The following is a 22534-nucleotide window of genomic DNA, read 5'->3' on the forward strand; positions in this document are numbered from 1 at the left end:
GAAAGAGTTAGGTTGGTGGAGGGCGGTGGATGATGCGGTCGAAGTGGATACAATATGGGGCTGGACTGATTGCGTTCGCCGTGCTGAGTTGGGCGTGGTACTTTGCCACGGGGAAGTCGGGCGGAATCGCATCAATGGTCGATAGGAAGGCGATGCCGGAGCTGGTGATGACACAGCTCGATGGCGGCACGTGGCGAATGGCGGAGCATCGGGGCCAGGTGGTGCTGGTGAACTATTGGGCGAGTTGGTGCGGGCCCTGCTGGGAGGAGACGCCGGGGTTGATTCGATTGTCGAAGGAGATGGGGCCGCAGGGACTGGCGGTGGTGGGAGTGGCCGTCGATGAAGGTGGAACGGCAAAGGTGAAGAAGTTTGTGGAGGAGTTTCATGTGCCGTATCCGGTGGCGCTCCCGGAGCCGGGATCGCAGATGGTCTACGGGATGGCGGGTGTGCCGACGACGGTGTTGGTTGATCGGCAGGGGCGGGTGGCGAAGACTTATGTTGGGGCGGTGAGGCAGGGAGATTTCAAGAAGGACGTGGAGGAGTTATTGGCAGAGGGAAGGTAGAGTTCGGTGTCTGGCCGATTGGTTGATTGACGGTTAGCCGGGCTACTGCCGAATGCGATGCTTTTCATCGTCACATGACCCGATAAAGCGTAATGTGGCGTCCGAACGATATCTCTCATTGAAAAAGGAGGTCTATGAACTTCGACAAGAACGACACCGCAGTAGTCTTTATCGATCCTCAGAATGACGTGTTGAGTGAGAAGGGCCTGAGTTGGCCGCTGCTCCACGAGAGCCTTAAGGAAAACAACACGATTGAGAACATGGAGCGCATCTTCAAGGCCGCGAAGGCCTATGGATACGAGGTTTTCATCTCTCCTCATTATTTTTATCCGACTGACAAAGGGTGGAAGTTCAACGGCCCTCTTGAAACCGACGAGGTCGTTCATAACGAGTTCGGTCGCAAAGGGGTCTTGACTCTCGATGGCTTTGAAGGATCGGGTGCAGACTGGCTGGAGCGATTCAAGCCATATATCGAGGATGGCAAAACTATCGTAGTTTCACCGCACCGAGTGTGGGGGCCGGAGAGCAATGACCTCGTTCTGCAGCTACGCAAACGAAGGATCAGCAAGATTATTCTTGGTGGAATGCTGGCCAACATGTGCGTCGAATCTCACCTTCGCGAGCTGGTCGAACAAGGCTTCGAGGTCGCCGTGGTGAAAGACGCGACAGCGGGGCCAAAGCACCCGGAGTGGGGCTATGGCTATACGGCGGCACTCATTAATTATGCGTTCATTGCACATGCGGTCCCGACTACGGAAGAGGCGGTGAAGGCGATGGAGCGCGGTCCGCAGTAGGCAGCTTTTTCGAGTGAATCGCCTTCATCATTTGGCGAGATTTAGTACGCGCCCTTGCGGAGGTTGATGCCGTATTCGAGGAAGGCTTTGAGGGCGCAGCTCATCTGGGTCCAGCCCTGGCAGTTTTCATAGGAGCCGTCGAGGCCTGCCTGCGTCTCGCGCCAGCCGGATTCGATGATGCGGACGAGGGTGTTGGTGGGGTCAAGCTGCTCGAAGGCTAGTTCGATGGTGGTTTTGTAACCGGCGGAGGGCGGCAGCTTGTTGAGGAGAAGATCGACCTTCTCGTGGGCGTCCCACTCGAGGATGATCTGTTTGCCGGGGACAACTTTTTTACGGAGACGGGGACATCGCCGGGGAAGTCGGCGAAGTGCCAGAGGACGCTGGTGCCTTCGTCTAGGGGGCCGTTGGCTCCGCCGGTGGTGAAGTAGGCGCTGAGTTTTGTGGGATTGTAGACGGCGTCAAAGACCTCGGCGATGGGCTTTTGAATTTTGGTCTGGACTTGAAATTTGAGTTGCATGGGCTGGTTCACCTCGCGATGGATTGGCGATATTTATATGTTATGTTTTTATAACATGTCAAGAAAAGATTCTCAGGGCGCGGTGTTCAAGGCGCTGGCCGATGACCGGCGGCGGGAGATTCTGGATCTGCTGCGGGATGAGCCGAGGACGACGGGGGAGCTCTGCGCGCACTTCAAAAAGGTCGATCGGTGCACGGTGATGCAGCACCTTGGGGTGCTAGAGGGGGCTGGGCTGGTGATTGCGAAGAGGGAGGGGCGGGTGCGATGGAACTATTTGAATGTGGTTCCGGTGCAGGAGATCTACGACCGGTGGATCAGCCGGTTTGCGCGGCCTTCGGTGGAGTTGCTGACGCGGCTAAAGCGGGATCTGAAGTAGAACTATTCGCTGAGGATCTGGTGCTTGTGGTCGAGGTCGTGGCCGAAGGCGAAGCGCTCGACGAGCATGCAGAAGATGTGCTCGAGGGCGAGGTGGGACTCCTGGATGTTCTGGGTGATGTTGGAGGGGATGACGATGCTGTAGTCGCAGAGGGGGCGCATCTTTCCTCCGCCTGCGCCGGTGAAGCCGATGGTGGGGATGCCGATGAGTTTGGCCTGGGTGATGGCGCGGAGGATGTTCTTCGAGTTGCCGGAGGTGGAGATGGCGAGGAAGACGTCGCCGGGTTGGGCGAGGGCTTCAAGCTGGCGGGAGAAGAGATGGTCGAAGCCGTAGTCGTTGCCGGCCGCGGTGAGGATGGAGGTGTCGGTGGTGAGGGCGATGGCGCGGAGGGCGGGGCGATTGACGGTGAGGCGGACGACGAACTCGGCTACGAGATGCTGGGCGTCGGCTGCGGAGCCACCGTTGCCGGCAACGAGGAGCTTGTGGCCGGATTGCATGGCTTCGGCGGTAAGTTTGGCGATGGAGACGAGGGTGTCGGAGATGATTTCATCGGCGAGGACGGCTTGCAGTGTAGCGATGGACTGAGCGAGTTGCTTTTGGACCAGGTGCTTCATGAAGTCTCCGGCGCGGCCTTAGTTGCTGATGCAAGGGTACGGGATGGGTGGGTGTGCTGTCGAAGCAGGTATGGTTTGCTGAAACTTATGTCCTGCCGGACGGGCCCGCTGCGCGCGGGGCGCCCACTTCGTGGGGCGTGTACCTTGTCTGGGTTGGAAAGAGAGTATGGGGGCCTCGCGTTGCTCGGGCTGAGCAACGCGAGGACAAGGATTGACTAGCGGAGGTAGCTGTCGTCTTTGTCGATCCAGTCCTGACGGGGTGGGGCGAAGATGTCGAAGTCGATGGTGTCTTCAAGGGCGGTGGCGCAGTGGGGGAGGTTGCCGGGGATGACGAGGACCTCGCCTGCTTTGACGGTGTGCGAGGTGCCGTCGTCGTAGTCGAAGCGGAGTGCTCCTTCGGTGATGAAGGTTATCTGCTCGTTGGGATGGGAGTGACGCGGGACGATGCAGCCTTTGGCGAGCACAACGCGGGCGAACATGGCGAGGGTTCCGGTGACAAACTGGCGGGTGAGGAGGGGATTGAGTTGTTCGGGTTCTATTTCATTCCAGCGGTGAAGAGTTGCGGTCGACATGGTGAGCGCCTTTCGAAGGGTGGTGAGTGCAGGGTAGCGCAGCGGATGAATTTCTTGCTTTGTGATGCGCGCCGCCTTGTGTAGAGTAAAGCGAACCGGAGCGGTGCAGAGGTGCTTCGCTTCTTTGACGTTTGAAGATTGGGTCGTAGGTTGCCAGCGTGGCGAATTGACGGCGTATCTCTTCTCTTCCTGATGGCTTCGTTTATTTTGAAATGACTAACTTTGAAACGGGTGATTGAACCATGCGTCTTCCAGTGGCGAAGGTGTTTCTGGCTTTTCTGTTTGCGCTGATTGTCGGCGGATCGGTAGTGGGTGGATCGCGGGTGATGGCGCAGACGGCGGCTCCTGCAGCGTCAACAGCGACGCTGGGTCAGGCGGACCGGATTGCGGCGCTGGAGAAGCAGAACGCCGATAATGCGGCGCTGATCGCTGCGGCGCAGACCTCGGGGGATAACGCCTGGATGCTGGTTTCGGCAGCGCTGGTGTTGATGATGAGCGGGCCTGGGCTGGCGCTGTTCTACGGCGGTCTGGTGCGAAAGAAGAATATTCTCGGCACGATGATGCAGACCTTTGCGATGATGGCTGTGATTACGGTGCTTTGGGCGTTTGTGACGTATTCGCTGGCATTTGGCGAGGGAAATGCGTTTATCGGCGGGTTGCACAATGTGTTTTTGAAGGGTGTGGGGCTGGCCCCGGATGTGAAGTATGCGGCGACGATTCCGCTGCAGACGTTCATGGTGTATCAGCTGATGTTTGCGATTATCACGCCGGCGTTGATTACGGGCGCGTTTGCGGAGCGGATGAAGTTTTCAGCGATGCTGGTGTTCATGATGTTGTGGGCGCTGATCGTTTATAGCCCGATGGCGCATATGGTCTGGGGCAAGGGTGGGTTTCTGAATGCTTCGCTGGGTGGAAAGTTTCCTTGCCTGGACTTTGCAGGCGGGACGGTGGTTCATGTGACTTCGGGGGTCTCGGCGTTGGTGACGGCGCTCTACCTAGGTAAGAGGTTGGGGTATCCGAAGGTGCCAATGCCTCCGCACTCGGTGGTGCTGAGTTTCATTGGAGCTTGTCTGCTGTGGGTGGGTTGGTTTGGGTTCAATGCCGGTTCGGCGCTGAGCTCGGGGACGCTGGCGACTTCAGCGTTTGTGGCGACGCACTTCGGCGCGGCTGCTGCGGCAATCGGTTGGAGCGTGGCGGAGTGGATTCGGCAGGGTAAGCCTTCCGCGTTGGGAGCGATCTCGGGCGCGGTGGCGGGGTTGGTCGCGATTACACCGGCTTCGGGTTTTGTGACGCCTATGTCAGCGTTGTGGATTGGACTGATCGCCGGGGTGTTCTGTTACCTGATGGTGGTAAAGGTGAAGGCAGTGTTTGGTTATGACGATTCACTGGATGCGTTCGGCGTGCATGGTGCGGGCGGGACGATAGGCGCCATTCTGACCGGAGTCTTTGCCAACAGCGTGATCAATCCGATCTTTGGAGTTGGTAAGGCGACGGGGCTTCTCGAAGGAAATGGACACCAGTTGCTGAACCAGCTGGTTGGCGTGGCCATTGCCTGGAGTCTTTCGATTGTGGGAACGCTGGTGATTCTGTTTATCGTCGATAAACTGATCGGGCTTAGAGTGAGTGAAGATGCAGAGCGCGAGGGACTCGATCTTTCGCAGCATGGCGAAGAAGGATACGATTGGGCGCACTAAAGTTTTCGGCGGTAGAACGATCGGCTCGAGAGGAAGATACAGATATGCAGAAGATTGAAGCGGTGATTCAACCGTCGAAGCTGGACGCGGTGAAGGATGCGCTGGTGGAGATTGGCGTTGAAGGGATGACGATCACCGAGGCTCGGGGGCACGGGCGGCAGAAGGGGCACACGGAGTTCTACCGCGGGCGCGAGTACTCGGTGGATCTGCTGCCGAAGGTGAAGCTCGAGGTGGTGGTGGCGGACGAGATGCTGGATAAGGCGATTCTGGCGATTACCAGCGCGGCTCGGACGGGAACGATTGGGGATGGGAAGATCTTCATTTCGAAGATCGATGAGGCGATTCGAATTCGTAACGATGAGCGTGGAGAGATCGCGCTCTAAGTAATTCGGGCCAGATGAATGTGGTTGGCGCCTTGGCCGTGTGGGGATGGGCACGGCTGTCGGAATGCTTAAAGTTCTTTCGAGCAAAATGGTCATGCAGGGAACTGAATACCCAGGAAGTTTAGGGCGCGGGGTCTACCAGCGGAAGATGCTGGAGATTCGTGGCGCGTTTGAGGCGGGTGGTGCTTCAGGGGCAGTGACGATTGCAGCTCGGGCTGCGGCGTTGGACGAGTTGGTGCGCGGTTTGTGGGCGCAGGCAGTTGAGCGCGATTCGCGGTTGAGCAATGGGATCTCTGTGGTAGCGATTGGCGGGTATGGGCGAAGCGAACTGTTTCCTTACTCGGACGTGGACGTGCTTTTCCTGCTGGATGGGAAGCTGGCTGAGAAGGATGTCAAAGACGCAATTCGGCGCGTGAACCAGGAGATGTGGGACTGCGGGATTCGAGTTTCTCCTGCGACGCGGAAGCTGGCGGAGTGTGAGAAGTTCGATGCCGAGAATGCCGAGTTTGCCTTGTCGTTGATGGACCATCGCTGGGTGACCGGAGATGCAACGCTCTATGACAAGCTGTCGGAACAGAGTGCGCCGAAGCTGCTGCAGCGCGAGCACAAGGCCTTGTCGGTTCGTCTGTTGGAGCTGACTCGGGCGCGCCATGCGAAGTACGGAGATACGCTGTTTCACCTGGAGCCGAACATCAAAGACTGCCCAGGTGGACTGCGGGATGTGCACGTGTGCGGTTGGATGACGAAGCTGGGAGCGGCCGCAGCGTTGGCACAGAAGAAGGGCGGCGTCGAGGCCGATGGCGGGCCGGTCGCCGACGCCAAGGAGTTTCGTAAGGCGGTGGATTTTCTTTGGCTGGTGCGATGTTTTCTGCACTATCGGCACGAACGGGACGACAACACGCTGGATTGGCAGGCTCAGGATGCTGCGGCTGAGACCGCTGTGGGAATGACGGGTCGCAAGCCGAAGAAGGCGGATGCGGCGTATTGGATGCGGCTCTATTTTCGACATGCGCGCAGCGTGGAGCGCCGGGTGACGCAGATGCTTGATGAGGTGCCAGCGGTCACCGCGTCCCGGCTGCTTGGATTGAAACGCGATCGGAAGCCGGAGGTGGTGCAGCATGGGTTCCGCCTGGAGCGCGGCCGGGTGGTGCTTGAGACTTCGGCTGAGTTCGGTCATGATCCGGCGGAGGATCCGGATGTAGTGCTGCAGGTGTTTGCGGCGATGGCGCGTACGGGGGTGACGCTGGGGGGAGATGCGGAAGAGCGCTTGTCGCAGGGGCTGCCGTTGCTGTCGGCGCAACTCGAGGAGGGGCCGGCGCTGTGGCATCATCTGCAAGGGATCTTGAAGGGGGCTTATGCCGGCGATGCGCTGCGGTCGATGCATGCTCTGGGCGTGCTGGAGCTGCTGATCCCTGAGTTCCACGGGATCGATGCGCTGGTGATTCGGGATGCGTATCACCGATACACGGTCGATGAACACACGTTTGTGCTGATCGATACGCTCCATGGATTGGAGAGCGCACAGTCGGGTGGGATGGCGGAGTGGGCGACGCGGTTTGGTGGAGTACTGCGGGAGCTGCCGCACCCTGAACTGCTGTACCTTGCTGCGTTGCTGCATGACACCGGCAAAGGACGAAGCACGGGCGATCATACGCGGGAGAGTGCGCGGATGGCTGAGAGTGTCCTGGAGCGCCTGAATCTGGATACGTATGAGAGCGGGCTGGTGGTGAACTTGATCGCGAATCACCTGGAGATGTCGGCTGCGCTGCGGAGAGATATTTTTGATGAAGAGACGGTGCAGGCGTTTGCGGGGAAGATGCAGACGCCTGAAGCTCTCCGGATGCTGACGTTGTTTACGTATGCGGATATCAATGCAGTCCATCCGGATGCGTTGACGCCGTGGAAGGCTGAGAATCTCTGGCGGCTCTTTATTGCGACGGCGAATTATCTGGACCGCAGCGTGGATGAGGAGCGGTTAGGTGCTCAGGAGGAGAGCGAGCTGGTGCATCGTGTGGTGGCGCTGCTGCCTGGCCAGAAAGCCGGGGTGCTGGAGTACCTGGAGGGCTTTCCGGAGCGCTACGTACTGACCCGGACTCCAGAGCAGGTACGAACGCACTTCAAGATGGCGACGGGTTTCGCGAGCGACCCGGTACAGCTTGATTTTCGGTATGCGACTACAGTGAGCGAGCTGACGCTGGTGACGCGCGACCGGCCACAGCTGTTTGCGACGATGGCCGGAGTGCTCGCGGCGTGGGGAATGAATATCGTAACGGCGGATGCGTTTTCGAATCGGCAGGGCGTGGTCGTGGATACGTTCCGGTTTACGGACAGCTTTCGGACGCTGGAGATGAATGCCTCCGAGCACGAGGCGTTCGTGAAGAGCGTGCACGATGTGATGACGGGGGCTGTGTCGGTTGAGAAGCTGCTGAGCGGGCGGCGGAGAGGGAGGCGAAAGGCGCCGCTGATGGTGGTGGAGACCCGGGTGGAGTTCGACGATGAGGCTTCGTCGCACAGTACGCTGCTGGAGGTGGTGGCTCAGGATACGACTGGACTGTTGAGAGCGTTGAGCCTGACGCTGGCGGCACAGGGTTGCAATATCGAGGTAGCGCTGGTGGATACGGAAGGGGAGACGGCTATCGACGTTTTTTACCTGACGCGAAGTGGGGCAAAGCTGGACGATGAGGAAGAACAGAAGCTGCGGGAGGCTCTGCTGCGGGCCATGGAGGAGAACGCGCGCTAGGTTTTGGAAATGGTTCACGCTTCCGATGCCTGATCTCGGTCTAAGCAACCTGGCGAGGGATGAAGCGCATCTCAACCGCGACCTTGAATTTGCTCGCCGGTAGGCCAATCGAAAGCGCGGAATAAAGCTATGCGGCGCTTGTATGGAGTTTTATATTAGAGACATGAGCACAGCTACCAGCGACAACACAAGTAACGGCCGCCCGACAGCCACTCCGCAAAGGACTGATCGCTACCTCTTCGGCAACCTAGAGAGCTCCGGCAAGAACCACGAGAAGGTAACCGAGGTGAGCTGGGGAGACGAGCAGCCAGAGGGGATTGTGCTGGCTTCGATGGACGCAGCGATCAACTGGGTGCGCAAGAACTCTATCTGGCCGATGACCTTTGGACTGGCGTGCTGCGCGATCGAGATGATGTCGATGGGCGGGTCGCGGTACGACATTGCGCGGTTCGGGGCGGAGGTGTTTCGACCGTCGCCACGGCAGAGCGACCTGATGATTATTGCGGGGCGGGTTTCGCAGAAGATGGCGCCCGTGATTCGACGGCTATACGAACAGATGCCGGAGCCAAAGTGGGTGATCTCGATGGGGGCGTGTGCGACCTCGGGTGGGGTTTTCAATAACTACGCTCTGCTTCAGGGTGTCAACCAGATCATTCCGGTGGATGTGTACGTTCCCGGGTGTCCTCCACGGCCAGAGCAGCTGCTGTACGCCATCACGCTTTTGCAGGAAAAGATCCAGCAGGAACGCGGATCTATGCGAAAAACGCTGAATTTGAGTTAATGCATCAACAAAAGTGCAGTTACTGGATGGGTTCGCCCTTCCCAGCCAAAGACCGTTTTTACCTTTCTCGCTGGTAACCTATTGAAAATAGTGTCATCGAAGAGTATTTTTTTACCGGATGCATTAGCAACTGAAGTAAGCTGTAGAGAATCGAACCAACAAAACGACCCCGTAGATGATATGAAGGCTCGTAAAAACGCAACACTTTGAGTGGAGGAACTCGAATGGTTTATCGCCCGTTTCGTAGTACACGCCGGTACTTACTGGCTGCATGTGCAGTCGGCCTCGGAGTTGCCAGTGTCAGTGCACAGACTCCCAGCACAGCCGCCCCGGTGGGGCCGAACCCTTCGCGCGTCGACGTATTTATGGGGTACTCCTACTTTGGGGCTCACGGTCAGGTAAAGCCGGCGGGTATCAATTACTCGTCAATTGACACGGGCGCGATGGGCAGCGGCGCGTACTACTTCAACAAGTACGTTGGTGGCGAGATCATCTTCGCGGCGCATCCGGACGGTCATAACGACGGGTTGTACACGGCATCTGCTGGACCAATCTTCCGTGCTCCGATGCAGAACTTCACGCTGTTTGCGCATGGTTTGGCGGGTGGTGCTCGACTTGGTGGACCGAACCAGTCAAATCCATTTATCTATCACGAACCCTACCAGTGGGGCCCGACCCTTACGGTTGGCGGCGGTATGGACTACGATCTTCCCTTCTTGAACAACAGATTCTCTCTGCGGCTGTTCCAGGTTGACTATCGCTACGTTCATGCGAACTACGGTCCACCAGTGCCGATTCCGACTAGCGGTGTGCTAGGTGGCCGAGCGAACCTGAGCGGAGCTGAAGTGAGCACGGGCATCGTGGCTCATTTTGGCCATATCATTCCTCCTCCGCCGGTGACCTACTCCTGCGCGGTCTCTCCTGCGACGGTCTTCCCTGGCGATCCCATTACGGTCACCGGAACGCCTCTGAATCTAAACCCCAAGAAGACGGCGACCTACAGCTGGACTGCTGATGGCGGTACGATCTCGGGAACCTCGACGACAGCCAACATCGATACGAAGTCTGCGAATCCCGGCACCTACACGGTGAAGGGCCATGTGACCGAGGGTCCCAAACCCGGCGAGATGGCGGACTGCTCGGCCAGTTATACGGTGAAGGCGTTTGAGCCGCCGACCTTGAGCTGCTCGGCCAATCCTTCGACGGTTGCCCCGGGAGACTCCTCAACGATTACAGCGAGCGGGGTAAGCCCACAGAATCGTCCTCTGACGTATAGCTACAGCTCGTCGGCTGGAACTGTCTCAGGGAACGGCTCGACCGCGACGCTGACCACGACTGGAGCAGCACCTGGCACGATCACGGTGACCTGCAACGTTGTTGATGACAAGGGTCAGACGGCTTCCGCGACGACCACTGTTACGGTCAACGCACCGCCAGCGCCTCCAGCACCAACGACCAGCCAACTCTGCTCGATCAACTTTGATCGCGACAAGAAGCGCCCCGCTCGTGTAGATAACGAAGCCAAGGCCTGCCTGGACGATATCGCTCTCAACCTGCAGCGCACTTCCGATGCGAAGCTAGCTGTGGTTGGCGATAAGGACAGCGCCGAGAAGAAGGGTGACAAGCTCGCTGCAGAGCGTGCCGTCAACGCCAAGGCCTACCTGGTAACGGAGAAGGGCATCGATGCCGGACGTATCTCGGTCTACACCGGTTCAGAGAACGGTAAGACTGTGACGACGACGTTGATTCCTGCCGGCGCAACCCTGAGCACGACGGGCATAACCCCCGTGGACGAAAGCGCAGTCACCGCCAAGCCCCGGACCGCACCAGCCACCCGTCACCACAAGAAGCAGCAGTAACCATTAGCCGTAGACGTGCACAAAAGCTGACTGGGAATATTCCCAGTCAGCTTTTGTGTTATAGACATCCTTTCGCGTAAGTTCGATAATTCTCTACAGACTGGAACCCCTCCCTTGAGCCGATTTCTTCGTTTCCCCATCACACTCGTAGTCTTTTTGATCGTTATATCCTGCCTTCAGTTACATGCGGCAAGCTGGCTGCCGTACGGTCCGGATGGAGGGGACGCGCGAGCATTCGCGATCGATCCTCATGATCACTCTCATCTGTATCTGGGCACAGCAACGGGCTGGATGTATGAGTCGCGAAATGGCGGCGGCGATTGGAAGCGGCTCTCGTGGATCGGCAAGCGGGATGATCTTGTGTTGGATTCGATCGTGGTCAGCGGTGCCGATTCGAAGCAGATCGTAGTGGGTGCCTGGGTACTTGGCAGTCCGGATGGAGGGATATTCCTTAGCAAGGACGGTGGTGCGACGTGGGAGACTGTGGGCGATATGCAAGGTCAGTCCATTCGCGCGCTTACTCCTTCTCCCTCCGATCCAAAGCTTCTGGTGGCGGGCACGTTGAAGGGAGTCTATCAATCCACCGACGGCGGAGAGCGCTGGAAGCTGATTAGTCCTGCCGGAAGCCAGGAGCTGCACGAGGTCGAATCAATTGCAATCGATCCAGTGGATCCGCAGATTATCTACGCGGGGACCTGGCATCTTCCATGGAAGACAGTCGATGGTGGACAGCATTGGGCCAACATCAAACAGGGCGTTATCGATGACTCGGACGTGTTTTCGATCATCGTGGATCCAAAGGACCCGAAGACCGTGTATGCGAGTGCATGCTCGGGAATTTATAAGAGCCAGACCGCTGGACAGGTCTTTCAGAAGATCCAAGGAATTCCCTCGACGGCGCGCAGAACGCGTGTGTTGATGCAGGACCCCACCAATCGGAATATTGTCTTTGCGGGAACCACGGAGGGTCTGTGGCGTACCGTGGACTCGGGCGCTACATGGCAGCGAACTACGGGTCCGGAAGTGATTATCAATGATGTGTTCGTCGACCCGACCAACACGAACCGGGTAATGCTTGCGACGGACCGGGGTGGAGTGCTGGCCAGCAACGATGGAGGAAACTCCTTTGTACAGTCGAACAACGGGTTTTCGGCGCGACAGATTACTTCTTATCTCGCGGATGCTTCCAATCCCAGCGCTGTTTATGTAGGAGTAGTGAACGACAAAGCACTGGGGGGCGTGTTTGCCAGTACGAATGGCGGCTTGAACTGGTCGCAAACAAGTTCCGGACTGAACGGGCACGATGTATTCAGCCTGGCCCAGGGCCCTGATGGCACATTGCTGGCGGGGACACGACATGGAATCTATCGGCTGCAGGGGGCTACCTGGAGTCGTGTGGACAATGTGACGCTGAACCCCCCGCCTGCGCCGCCTGCTAAGACGGGAAAGAGGACCGCGCATACCGGTGCTGCTGCTACGGCTGCGCATAAATCGCCTGAACCCGTGGCACACAAAAGCACTGCCTTGCAGACCGTTCATTCTTTCGAACCGGCGATCAACGCTTTTGCCCGTGGAGGAGACACGCTCTATGCGGCAACCTCGGCTGGCCTCTTCGAGAGTGCTACGTCGGGTCAAAGCTGGAAGGAGGTTCCTGGCTTCGAACCAAGGAGCTGGAACTTTGTTGCTGCCCGGAAGTCAACTGTTCTGGCGTCAAATTTGAACTCCGCGGTGCTTTCCTTGGACGGTGGTCAGCAATGGACCCCGATCAAGCTTCCGGAGACCCTTGATCAACTGTCTGCGATGGCTGTCGATGATGCCGGTGGACTTTGGGTCGGAGGGCGGCAGGGCATCTACGTGTCCGACGACAAGGGAGCTTCATGGCAGACGGTGAAGAACCTGTATCTGCGAGATGTGAACAGCATATTTTATGACGATGCTTCTCAACGTGTACTGATTGCCGCGGGTAGCAAAAATACGATCGCATTCGCGGTCCATCTGCCTGATCGGAAGATTCAGTACTGGAATACCGGATGGAATCTCAGGCTGGTGCGTCCAATGGGTGATCATCTAGTTGGAGCGACCTGGTTTGATGGCGTAGTGATCCAACCGCGGATGGTTGATTCCAAGGAGATGGCTAGCCACTGAGATGTGCCTCAGCGACCGATGAGGACTAGAATTGGAGTATGAGTTTGCAACCATCCAGCTTGCCCGCGCGACACTCCTTTCAAACAGACGATGCTGCACTTTTGCCGATCGCGACAAAGGTGCAGCAGGGGGAGCGTCTCAGCTTTGACGATGGAGTCGCGCTGTACCGAAGCGGGGATATTCTGGCTGTGGGCTGGCTGGCCAATCTCGTGCGGGAGCGGATGCATGGGGATATTGCCTACTTCAATGTGAACCGGCATATTAACCCAACCAACGTCTGTGTGGCCTCCTGTCGGCTGTGTGCGTTTGGACGGAAGAAGGGCGACGCAGGCACCTACACGATGGCGCTGGAGGAGGCTTGGGAGACCGCAGCTACGGGGCTTACGGAGGCGGTGACGGAGTTTCATATCGTAGGGGGGTTGCATCCCGATCTTCCGTTTGAATACTTCATGGATCTGGTGCGGGGGCTGAAGGTTCGGTTTCCGAAGGTGCATATCAAGGCGTTCACCATGGTGGAGGTGGCGTTTCTGGCCAAGCGCGGAAAGATGACGATTCCTGAGACGTTGGAGCGTATGAAGGCAGCGGGCGTGGATTCGATGCCGGGTGGGGGCGCGGAGATCTTTGCGGATCGCGTGCGGCATATCATCTGCGACCACAAGATCGACGGCAGCGAATGGCTGGACACGGCTCGGATGGCGCACCGGATCGGGCTGCGATCGAACGCGACGATGCTGTACGGGCACGTGGAGAACGAAGAGGACCGCGTGGACCACCTGCTGAAGCTGCGCGCGGTGCAGGACGAGACCGGTGGCTTTCAGACCTTCATTCCGCTGTCGTTCCACCCGGACAATACTGCGCTGGCGCATATCCCCAGGACGACGGGGATGCTTGATCTTCGTCAGATCGCCGTCGGCCGGCTGATGCTGGACAACTTTCCCCATATCAAGAGCTATTGGCAGATGGTCTCGCCGAAGATGGCCCAGATCTCGCTGCGATTCGGCGCGGACGATATCGATGGCACGGTGATTGAGGAGAAGATCTATCACGACGCTGGCGCGACGACTCCGCAAGGAATGCGGCGGGCCGACCTGGTTCGCCTCATCACTGAGGCGGGGCGTGAACCCTTTGAGCGCGACACAATGTACCGAGCCGTGACCCGCAGTGAAGATAGTTTTACCGTTGCAGTTTGAATTGACGAGATAAGCAGCAGATTCTGATCTAAGAGTCTCTCGCCTCTTCCTATGGGAAGGGGCTTTCGTTTTTAGAGGCGCGCTTCTGACCCAGTCCCTCTTGCGCCTTGTGTGACAGCCCAGTTAGCACACGTTCGAGGGGCGGGCTGAGCTGGGCTTGATCAATTGAAAGTCGAGTCGGGTTGATCAATTGCAGTCCTTCAATCCTCTCTCCCGGTCGCCGGACGATCTGTCCCCGTCTGATCGACTTATTTTCGTGACAAATCAACGCATGAGACCCATGCGAAAGATTGCAGACCCAAAGTGGAAAAGATTTTCATTTTGGGCAATCTTTTAGCGTTCTGCAGTCGAAGGTTTGCGCACTCTGTCTCTGACGACGGTAGAAAACTCCCAAAATTGCAGAATTTTCTAATCCTTTGTGAATGGTTCGCGACTTGCAATGACGAAGGGCGAGGTAAGCATTTCGCAATGAATGGCCAGAAGTCACGGACCAAAACGGGAATGGACGCTGGCTCAACTAATCGATATTTCTGCAGATTCGAATGCCCGAACCCGGGTGGGATTTGCGGAAACAGGGTGCGGTACGGCTCTGCCAACAGTTTTTTCCGGGAGTTTTCTTGATGAAATTTGCATTGCTTGTTCCAATCCTCTGTCTTGGTGTTGCTTCAATGGCCGCGAAAGCCGACACACTCACTCTCAACAATGGGACGGTCAATCCTTCCGGCGGCAGCGCGGAGATCTATCCCTATTCGTTTCAGCTTGGTACTTCCTCCGGCACGTCGACGGTGAATCTGATGTGCCTCAACTACAACCGCGAAATCTCCGCCGGTGAGACCTGGAGCATCACCGAAGAGAGCATACCCACGGGAAACTCCGTGACGGATCAGGACTACCGCGCCGATGCGATTCTCTACTCCGAGATTCTTCATCCACAAGCGGGAGTGAGCGCAAGCGAAGTTCAGTACGCCGAATGGAGCATCTTCGATTCGGCCGACCTGACGGGAAATTCGTTATTTGATTCTACGGCGCAAATCCTGGCCAGCAATGCATTGAACGCGGCCAACAACCAGCAGTTGATCAACTCCGGCTACTTCAATCAGTTCACTCTATACATTCCTTCGGACGACACGTCTTCGGGGCCACAGGAGTTTATCGGTACAGCGACGACTCCAGAGCCCTCAAGCCTGATGTTGTTCGGTTCGGGGTTGATCGGAATGGCAGGAGTGCTCCGCCGTAAATTAGTTCGCGCATAAGTTGAGTCAAAATTTTTGGCCTTCCAGTTGCTCTTACACAGTCGTCTGCTTCGCTGTTGGAAAGCAAATGTTCAGCGGTTACACCAGGTTAAGAAATCTATTTCAGTTACATACCCACTCTTTGGGGAAGGAGGCAATATGTATCTTTTGTTCTCGCCAGCGATGGCAGCAGTTCTGGTCATCGGCGTTATTCAACTTCGCGATCATTTTGTAGCGGCAGCCAAATAAGTTCGTAGCGCGTAATCCCTCACGGAGGTCAGGCTTAGCCTGGCCTCTTTTTCCAGGCTCTCGAGGAGCGATGTTCTGACCGCTCCGAAGTGGCGGTCTCGTCTGCGACGCTGAGGGTCGGTCAGCTCACGAATTTGTTTCGAAAGGCGTGTTAGCTTTGGCCGTGACGATGCCGGAGAGAAGAAGAAGAAGAGCTGATCCTGCGGCTGGTACAACCAACCCGACGCGAAGACCATGGAAGTAAGTGGAACACACGCCGGTCAGCCAGGGCAGTACTGCTCCTCCGACAGAGGCGCTGGCGAAGAGAACGCCAAGTCGTTTGTGATTTCCGGTGCGGGCAAGCATGAAGGAGACCAAAAGCGGAAAGACCGGGGCGAGGGTGAATCCACCGAGAATTGTAAGCGCGATGACCCCGGACCCCGAAGGATGTGCGATGGAACAGAACAGTCCTTCGGTGATAAGAAGCAGCAGCAGGCAAAGCCTGTATAAAGCTCTCTCGCTGAGGACGGTCATGAGGGCTGCCACGAGCAGTCGGCCAATCAGCTCTGCGATCCAGAAGTAGGTAGCGATAGAAGATGCCTGGAGCGATGAGCTGGAACGAATGGCGTAACTGGGTAGCCATCCGCCGAGCGAGTTCTCGACGCCGACGTAAAGAAACATTGCAGCGGCGAAGGAGATCAACGGCAGCAAAGGCAGGGGGAATCGCGGATCTGCCGTTGCATATTCTGATCCCGACCGTTCCGATGCTGCGGAAGACACGAAAGAGGTTCCTGCACGAGGCAATGCGATTGAATACAACGAGGCTGCGACAAGAAGCGTTGCGATAACAAATAAGAAGCGCCGCATGCCGCCGGCTGCTGTGACGTATATCAGTAGAGGGCACGCGATTGCACCTAGCCCCCATGCGACGTTTAAGACGGCAAGAAGCTTCGCACGGATGGCAGGAAGTGTGGTTCCTGCGATGATATTCCCGGCGGTGAGACCGGTCCCGAGGCCGACTCCGATACAGAAGAGGGCGATGTGCGCCGCCCCGAAGCCTAGCCAGGTAAGTGCAATGCATCCAGCTGCGGAGAGGATCGATCCGTAGATCAGGCTTGCGCGAAGATTGCGAGCGGCGATCCACGCGCCGCAGAGTTGGCCGATAAAGTCAGCGGTGAAGAGGGTGCCTGCCTGCGCGTCCTGAATCTGCCAATGCTGGATGAGCTGCGGCAGCAGAGGGCCCAACATAACCGTGACCGTGCCAGCTACGAGAAAATAGAAGTAAGCTGGGCCAAGCGTGCGAAGGATTATCGGGCGGTTCGGGCTCAGTTGGGAGGCTTCCGACTGGACTAGTTGCAAAGCTCTCCTATCGACCATCGCCTCGCCGTGACCGGGATGTGCTTGGAATGGCTGCGGTCGATTCTCTCACGACCAGCTCTGGTTCAAACCATACTTCATGTGGATACGGTTCGTCTGGGCACTGAATCCGTTTGATAAGCAGTTGTGCGGCCGCCCAACCCATCTTATGGAGAGGCTGGCGAACGGTGGTGAGGCGAGGGTTGAAGTATTCAGCAACGATAATATCGTCGAAGCCGATGACCGAGATGTCGCGCGGACAGGAGAGGCCGGCGTCTTGAATTGCGCGAATGGCCCCGATGGCGGCGGTATCGTTGAAGCAAAAGAGGGCAGTGAAGTCATGGGTGCGAGCGAGCAGCTCTCGCATGGGCGGGTAGCCAAGCTCGGGCGACCAGAGGTTCTTCTCCAGATAGATGCAAAGCTCAGGGCGTATCGTGATCCCAAGGTCGTTCGCTGTGCTGACGATGGATGCCCACCGGGCTTCGGAGTCCAAAGAGTAACGCTGGCCCTTCATGAAAGCGATCTTGCGATGGCCGAGGTCGTAAAGGTGGCGGAGAGCTTTTTTAGCTGCAAAGTCGTGATCGAGCATGATGTTGGAGACGCCCGGTTCCTGGCTGTGGGAGGAGACTCCGACGACGGGGAGGGAAACGTTGACTGAGAGTTCCGTGTTGACCAGGAGAAAGCCATCGACGCGGCGGCTCATGAGAAGCTCCTGATACTCCTCCCGCAAGTCGGCGCGGCCGAGGTGGCTGACGGTGAAGTAGAGAAAGCCCTCCTGAAGGAGATATTGCTCGACGCCGAGCATAACGCCGGTGAAGTAACCTTCGCTGAGTTCCGGGACGATCACACCGATGGTGTTGGTAAGGCGAGTGCGGAGCATGCGGGCATGCAGGTTGGGACGGTACTCGAATTTCTTTGCGGCGTCGAGAACTCGCTCCCTGGTTGCCGGTGAAATCGACTTCGCGACGGGGGAGTTATTGAGAACGATCGAGATCGTGGCCGGGGAGAGGTCGAGATACTCTGCCAGAGTCTTGAGCGTTACGGGTTTGCCGGCGTCCGGCTTGCTGTCCTTACTTTGTACTTTCATCATGCTCCGGCAAATCTTCCTTTTACGTACGGCAACAGTTGTACACCCTTGATCCGAAAGCGGGGAACAGGAACCTGACAGGTTGAGAGAGTAGTAACGAACCATACCCAATTACAGAAAAAAGACAATTCAGGGATTTCGGGGTGACAAAGCTGCAGGGGTATCCTAATAAATTTCTCTATATCGACCGCTGTGGATCTCTTTTCGCGAGCGGAAGGACGTCGGGATAGCCGTCGGCAATCATCGCCCATCGGTTCGTTAGCACATGGCTCTAACCTTCGTCTTAGAGAGCGCTGAGGCGGGAACAAATCGTTCTCGGAGGGCGATACTGCGTAGAAATTGTCGCCTGACACGAGATTTTTTAGAAAAGAAATATGAGTGTAATGACGCTGAAATATTGACAGCTTTCAGCTGGCATGAAACTTTATATATCACACAATAGATTCCATCGTGGGATCGGTCGCAGCCCCGGTTTTTGATAGATAAACAGAGGGCAAACAAGACCGGACCACCGGCGTTGCTTAGGGCCATCGGGTGTGTTCTTGCACACTTACAACGATCAGAAGCTCTATTTCATCAGCCGTATTTCTTCCGAGTGAGTTGCCGGAGGGGATACGTGTATCCGCAGGAGGCTTGAAATGAATGCTTCACGGAAGTTCTCAAACAGGTTGTTCATCCTGATCGCGTTACTGACGGTGAGCGTTGGTATCTGCTCTGCGCAGTCGACAGCGACCTTGTCCGGTACGGTGACCGATCCAAGCGGCGCCGTAGTGCCGGGAGCGCATGTGAAGGTCCACTCGGTTGCGACGGGGCTTGATCGCGTGGTCGTGACCGATGGATCTGGAATCTACGGGGTTCCGTCCCTCCAACCTGGGATATATGACGTGCAGGTTTCTGCGGATGGGTTCAGTCTCTATACCCTGCAAAGGGTCAATCTGGAGGTCGATCAAAAAGCTTCGGTCAACGCTCAACTCTCTCTGTCGTCGGCAGGGGCGATTGTTCAGGTGGATAGCGGCGCGGTGCAGATCGAGACGCAGACGATGACTGTTGGACAGGTGATCGATAAGACCACCGTTCAAGAGATTCCTTTGAATGGACGTCACTTTCTCGATCTGACGGTGCTAACCCCTGGGGGTGTGGTCGCCCCCACTGCAGGAAGTTTGACAGGGGCAAGCCGTGGATTGGGAGCTAACTCCTTCATCACCGCAGGAAATCGAGAAGACTCGGTGAACTTCCAGATCAACGGCGTGAACCTCAATGACATGAGTCAGAATCAGATCACCTTCCAGCCCTCCATCAATACGACCTCTGAGTTCAAGATCGATAACTCGACCTTTAGCGCGGAGTATGGCAGAAGTTCTGGTTCGATCGTGAACATTAGCACGCGGTCGGGTACGAATGAGCTGCATGGGGAGGTGTTTGACTACTTCCGCAACGAAGCCCTGGACGCACGGAACTACTTCAATCGGCCAAATGGTACGTCGAGTGGCGATAAAGCGCCCTTGAAGCGAAACAACTTCGGAGCTGCCGTTGGTGGACCCATTTGGAAGGGTCACACATTCTTCTTCGCGAGCTACGAGGGTCTGCGTCAGCGTCAGGGGATTCTGCAGAACGGCACGGTCTTCTCGCCTGCGGTGCGAAATACAATCGCGACGAGCGGTGCACCGGCTGCACAGTCCCTTCTGGCTCTGGTTCCTGCCCCGAACAACGGGAACCAGTACGTTGCATTTACGCCAGGACCGGTAAATATTGATCAGGGCACCATCGACATCCTTCATCAGATCAGTTCGAATGATCAGTTGCACGGGTTCTATGCGTACCAGAAGGACGTTCGCACGGAGCCAAACCTCCAGGGCAATACGATCCCCGGCTTCGGCGATCACCGTACCGGAAGCCGGCAGATTTTGACTCTAAATGAGACACACGTCTTCAATCCGAACTTCGTGAATGAGGCGCGTCTCGGATTCAACCGGATCGTCATCAGCTTTACACCCGCAAATCAACTGAATCCTCAGGACTTTCATATTGGCGACGATATCACCACCGCGATAGGGATTCCGCAGATCACCGTGACGGATGTAGGCACCGGTCTGAACTTCGGTGGTCCTTCCGGCTTTCCGCAAGGCAGGTCCGATACATTCGGTGTCTTCTCCGATGCTGCAACTTTTCTGAAGGGGAGACATAGCATCAAATTCGGCGGTGAGTTCCGTCGCTTTCTGGGGGCGAGTTTTGCCTCCGACACCGGGACCATTACCTACGACACGACAGCGCATTTTGAACAGGATCTGGCTACAGGCTTCACGATCACGCCGCAAACCATCGATAGCCGTATCTATGTGAACGCCGCAGGTCTTTTTGTTCAGGACAACTTCAAACTGACGCCAAGCCTGACCCTGGAGTACGGCTTGCGGTTTGAGTGGAACGGTACCCCGACAGAAGGCGCGAACCGCCTAGTCATCTTCAATCCTAGTACCGTGTCGCTCATCCAAACTGGAACGAATGGTGTGGGTGGCATCTACCCGCAAAATTACAACTACGAGCCTCGGCTGGGCTTTGCGTGGGACGTCTTCCGCACCGGTAAGACGGTCGTTCGTGGTGGCTACGCCTACATGGCAGATCAGCCTGTGTCTGGCGTTGTAAGTGGTCTAGCGTCGAATCCACCGTTCAGCACCAAGGTTAGCTATGCCAATACGAAGGCGCCTATTCCAGTGGAGTCGCTTTTTGCATCGGCGACGGCGGCTGGTATCGCGATCAGCTCTACTAATCCGAATCTGAAGAATGCTTACACCCAGACCTACAACCTGAACTTGCAGCAGGAGTCACCCTGGGGGATCGTGACGTCGATTGGCTACTACGGATCTGTCGGAAGACATCTCCGTGCGCAGACCAACGAGAATCAACCGAATGCCGCGGGTATCCGACCATTCCCAGTTCTCTCCAGTACCAGCCCGATCAAGCCGGGAATCTCGTCGAACTCGAACATCGCGGAGATCAATGACGTAGGGTCATCGAGCTACAACGCGCTTTGGCTGGTCGCGACGAAGAATGCCGGCCACGGATTGCAGTTCAATATGAACTACACATGGTCCAAATCGCTCGATACCAATTCGCTAGGATCGCAGGGAGGCTATACGTTCCAAGACAGTAATAACCCCGCCGGCAACTATGGTCCCTCCGACTTCGATACTCGGAACCACTACGCTGGAAATGCGATCTATAACTTGCCGTTCAAGGGGAATCGCTTTGTTGAAGGTTTCAGTCTATCCACGATCGTTCAGTATCAGACTGGCAATCCTATCAACCTGACCTACAACACATCGACCTTCACTGGAGTGGCTAACGTGATTCGGCCGAATCTTGTGGGTCCGGTAGCGACAAAGAAGATTCAGACCGGAATCGCAAATGTCACTTTCATTCAGTCCAAAGTGTGTCCAATCGGTCCGACCCTTGCGGTTCCTGCCGGATGCAGCTTCCAGAATCCGGCGACGCGGGCTACTTCTACTTCCGCGGTCGTGTCAACGGGGTTAGGAGATATCGCTCGAAATGCCATTACGGGGCCTGGATTCGCGGATGTCGATATGTCGCTTGAGAAGAATACGAAGATCACGGAACGTGTGACCTTCAAGCTTCGCATCGATACCTTCGATATTCTCAACCATCCGAACTTTGGCCAGCCCTCGGGGAATACCGCGGGATCGACCTTTGGGCAGATCTCCTCTACTCGCTTCGCGACGAGCGACGGCGGATCTTCTCGTCAACTTCAGCTAAGCGGCAAGGTCGTCTTCTAAGGATGACATCAGCCACCACCCGCCTCGCTGAGACCACTCAGCGAGGCGTTTTTTATGCCTGTGTCTCGCACTTTGAGCGGTCCATGGAATTATTGCCAGATGGTAAGGTCTGCTGCCGTTAGTCTGGATATCTGATGATTGATGAGATCTCTCTTTGTGATTATCGTCCGACTTATCTCGATGCGATGCATCGCTTGGATCAGGACTGTTTCTCGCCGGAGTTTCGGTTTGATAAGGAGTGGATGAGGGTTTTTGCCGAGGAGCCGGATGCCGTCGTTCGTGTCGCGGTAATTACGAATGGGGAGATTGTTGGTTTTGTAATCGTTCACATCGAGCAGATTGAAACGGAACAACGAGCTTATGTCGTGACGTTGGATGTGGCAGAGGGGTACAGAAGGCGGGGATTGGCTGGGAGACTTTTGCGGGATGCCGAGGAGCGCGCAACCGCTAGGGGAGCGCGGTGGATGGAGCTGCACGTGTTCTCAGGCAACGAGGGTGCAATCCGGTTCTATGAGCGCTCAGGGTACGGGCGAACCGGAGTAAGGCGCAGGTTTTATGGCAAATCCGGACTGGACGCTTTTGTATATCGTAAGTATCTGAAATTTGTGTGACTCC

The 22534-nt window shown here is 56.7% G+C and carries 19 protein-coding genes; 13 read left to right on the plus strand and 6 right to left on the minus strand.

The genetic code is table 11. The annotated features are described in order from the left end of the window. Nucleotides 1-29: 29 nt before the first annotated feature. Nucleotides 30-563: a TlpA family protein disulfide reductase gene (locus tag RBB81_RS14340; RefSeq protein ID WP_353071112.1), complete on the plus strand. Its 534-nt coding sequence runs from the start codon at nucleotides 30-32 to the stop codon at nucleotides 561-563. Nucleotides 564-697: 134 nt separating this feature from the next. Beyond that, nucleotides 698-1357: a cysteine hydrolase gene (locus RBB81_RS14345; RefSeq protein WP_353071113.1), complete on the plus strand. Its 660-nt coding sequence runs from the start codon at nucleotides 698-700 to the stop codon at nucleotides 1355-1357. A 41-nt stretch (nucleotides 1358-1398) separates the two neighbouring features. On the opposite strand, the gene RBB81_RS14350 is transcribed toward RBB81_RS14345, so the two are convergent. After that, on the minus strand, nucleotides 1399-1665 hold the full coding sequence (locus RBB81_RS14350; RefSeq protein ID WP_353073939.1) for a hypothetical protein: 267 nt from the start codon (nucleotides 1663-1665) through the stop codon (nucleotides 1399-1401). Then, on the minus strand, nucleotides 1575-1874 hold the full coding sequence (locus tag RBB81_RS14355; protein WP_353071114.1) for a hypothetical protein: 300 nt from the start codon (nucleotides 1872-1874) through the stop codon (nucleotides 1575-1577). The genes RBB81_RS14350 and RBB81_RS14355 overlap by 91 nt, the downstream gene beginning before the upstream one ends. Before the next feature lie 55 nt (nucleotides 1875-1929). Between RBB81_RS14355 and RBB81_RS14360 the strand changes: the two genes are divergently transcribed. Next, the gene (locus RBB81_RS14360) at nucleotides 1930-2250 is read left to right on the plus strand and encodes a helix-turn-helix domain-containing protein (RefSeq protein WP_353071115.1); all 321 of its coding nucleotides are present in this window, start codon (nucleotides 1930-1932) and stop codon (nucleotides 2248-2250) included. A gap of 2 nt (nucleotides 2251-2252) precedes the next feature. Here the strand turns inward: RBB81_RS14360 and RBB81_RS14365 are convergent, their stop codons facing one another. Further along, a complete protein-coding gene (locus RBB81_RS14365) occupies nucleotides 2253-2864 on the minus strand; it encodes a D-sedoheptulose-7-phosphate isomerase (protein WP_183788563.1) in 612 nt (203 codons plus the stop codon). 215 nt (nucleotides 2865-3079) lie between these two features. After that, nucleotides 3080-3436: a cupin domain-containing protein gene (locus RBB81_RS14370; protein ID WP_353071116.1), complete on the minus strand. Its 357-nt coding sequence runs from the start codon at nucleotides 3434-3436 to the stop codon at nucleotides 3080-3082. A gap of 242 nt (nucleotides 3437-3678) precedes the next feature. Here RBB81_RS14370 and RBB81_RS14375 point away from each other — a divergent pair, with 242 nt between their 5' ends. The 8 genes from RBB81_RS14375 to RBB81_RS14410 all read left to right on the plus strand — a co-directional run bounded on the left by RBB81_RS14375 (nucleotide 3679) and on the right by RBB81_RS14410 (nucleotide 15481). Continuing rightward, nucleotides 3679-5130: an ammonium transporter gene (locus tag RBB81_RS14375; RefSeq protein ID WP_353071117.1), complete on the plus strand. Its 1452-nt coding sequence runs from the start codon at nucleotides 3679-3681 to the stop codon at nucleotides 5128-5130. 44 nt (nucleotides 5131-5174) lie between these two features. Next, nucleotides 5175-5513: a P-II family nitrogen regulator gene (locus tag RBB81_RS14380; protein WP_353071118.1), complete on the plus strand. Its 339-nt coding sequence runs from the start codon at nucleotides 5175-5177 to the stop codon at nucleotides 5511-5513. Nucleotides 5514-5607: 94 nt separating this feature from the next. Continuing rightward, the gene (gene glnD, locus RBB81_RS14385) at nucleotides 5608-8253 is read left to right on the plus strand and encodes a [protein-PII] uridylyltransferase (protein WP_353071119.1); all 2646 of its coding nucleotides are present in this window, start codon (nucleotides 5608-5610) and stop codon (nucleotides 8251-8253) included. A gap of 286 nt (nucleotides 8254-8539) precedes the next feature. Further along, on the plus strand, nucleotides 8540-9034 hold the full coding sequence (locus RBB81_RS14390) for an NADH-quinone oxidoreductase subunit B (protein ID WP_423248085.1): 495 nt from the start codon (nucleotides 8540-8542) through the stop codon (nucleotides 9032-9034). Between the two features lie 224 nt (nucleotides 9035-9258). Next, nucleotides 9259-10893 (plus strand): OmpA family protein, encoded by a 1635-nt coding sequence (locus tag RBB81_RS14395; protein WP_179582741.1) that lies wholly within the window; start codon nucleotides 9259-9261, stop codon nucleotides 10891-10893. 114 nt (nucleotides 10894-11007) lie between these two features. Then, nucleotides 11008-13038: a WD40/YVTN/BNR-like repeat-containing protein gene (locus tag RBB81_RS14400; protein WP_257025489.1), complete on the plus strand. Its 2031-nt coding sequence runs from the start codon at nucleotides 11008-11010 to the stop codon at nucleotides 13036-13038. Nucleotides 13039-13076: 38 nt separating this feature from the next. Further along, nucleotides 13077-14228 (plus strand): aminofutalosine synthase MqnE, encoded by a 1152-nt coding sequence (mqnE, locus tag RBB81_RS14405; RefSeq protein ID WP_179582743.1) that lies wholly within the window; start codon nucleotides 13077-13079, stop codon nucleotides 14226-14228. A gap of 620 nt (nucleotides 14229-14848) precedes the next feature. Continuing rightward, nucleotides 14849-15481: a PEP-CTERM sorting domain-containing protein gene (locus RBB81_RS14410; protein WP_353071120.1), complete on the plus strand. Its 633-nt coding sequence runs from the start codon at nucleotides 14849-14851 to the stop codon at nucleotides 15479-15481. Nucleotides 15482-15835: 354 nt separating this feature from the next. Here the strand turns inward: RBB81_RS14410 and RBB81_RS14415 are convergent, their stop codons facing one another. Both RBB81_RS14415 and RBB81_RS14420 read right to left on the minus strand, forming a co-directional pair. Next, on the minus strand, nucleotides 15836-17047 hold the full coding sequence (locus tag RBB81_RS14415) for an MFS transporter (RefSeq protein WP_353071121.1): 1212 nt from the start codon (nucleotides 17045-17047) through the stop codon (nucleotides 15836-15838). 7 nt (nucleotides 17048-17054) lie between these two features. After that, the gene (locus tag RBB81_RS14420; RefSeq protein ID WP_306458005.1) at nucleotides 17055-18134 is read right to left on the minus strand and encodes a LacI family DNA-binding transcriptional regulator; all 1080 of its coding nucleotides are present in this window, start codon (nucleotides 18132-18134) and stop codon (nucleotides 17055-17057) included. Nucleotides 18135-18769: 635 nt separating this feature from the next. Between RBB81_RS14420 and RBB81_RS14425 the strand changes: the two genes are divergently transcribed. Next, the gene (locus tag RBB81_RS14425) at nucleotides 18770-21919 is read left to right on the plus strand and encodes a TonB-dependent receptor (protein ID WP_353071122.1); all 3150 of its coding nucleotides are present in this window, start codon (nucleotides 18770-18772) and stop codon (nucleotides 21917-21919) included. Nucleotides 21920-22053: 134 nt separating this feature from the next. Next, a complete protein-coding gene (locus RBB81_RS14430) occupies nucleotides 22054-22530 on the plus strand; it encodes a GNAT family N-acetyltransferase (protein WP_183788551.1) in 477 nt (158 codons plus the stop codon). Nucleotides 22531-22534: the final 4 nt, after the last annotated feature.

The organism is Tunturibacter gelidoferens (genome assembly GCF_040358255.1).
In the GTDB taxonomy this organism is placed as follows: domain Bacteria; phylum Acidobacteriota; class Terriglobia; order Terriglobales; family Acidobacteriaceae; genus Edaphobacter; species Edaphobacter gelidiferens.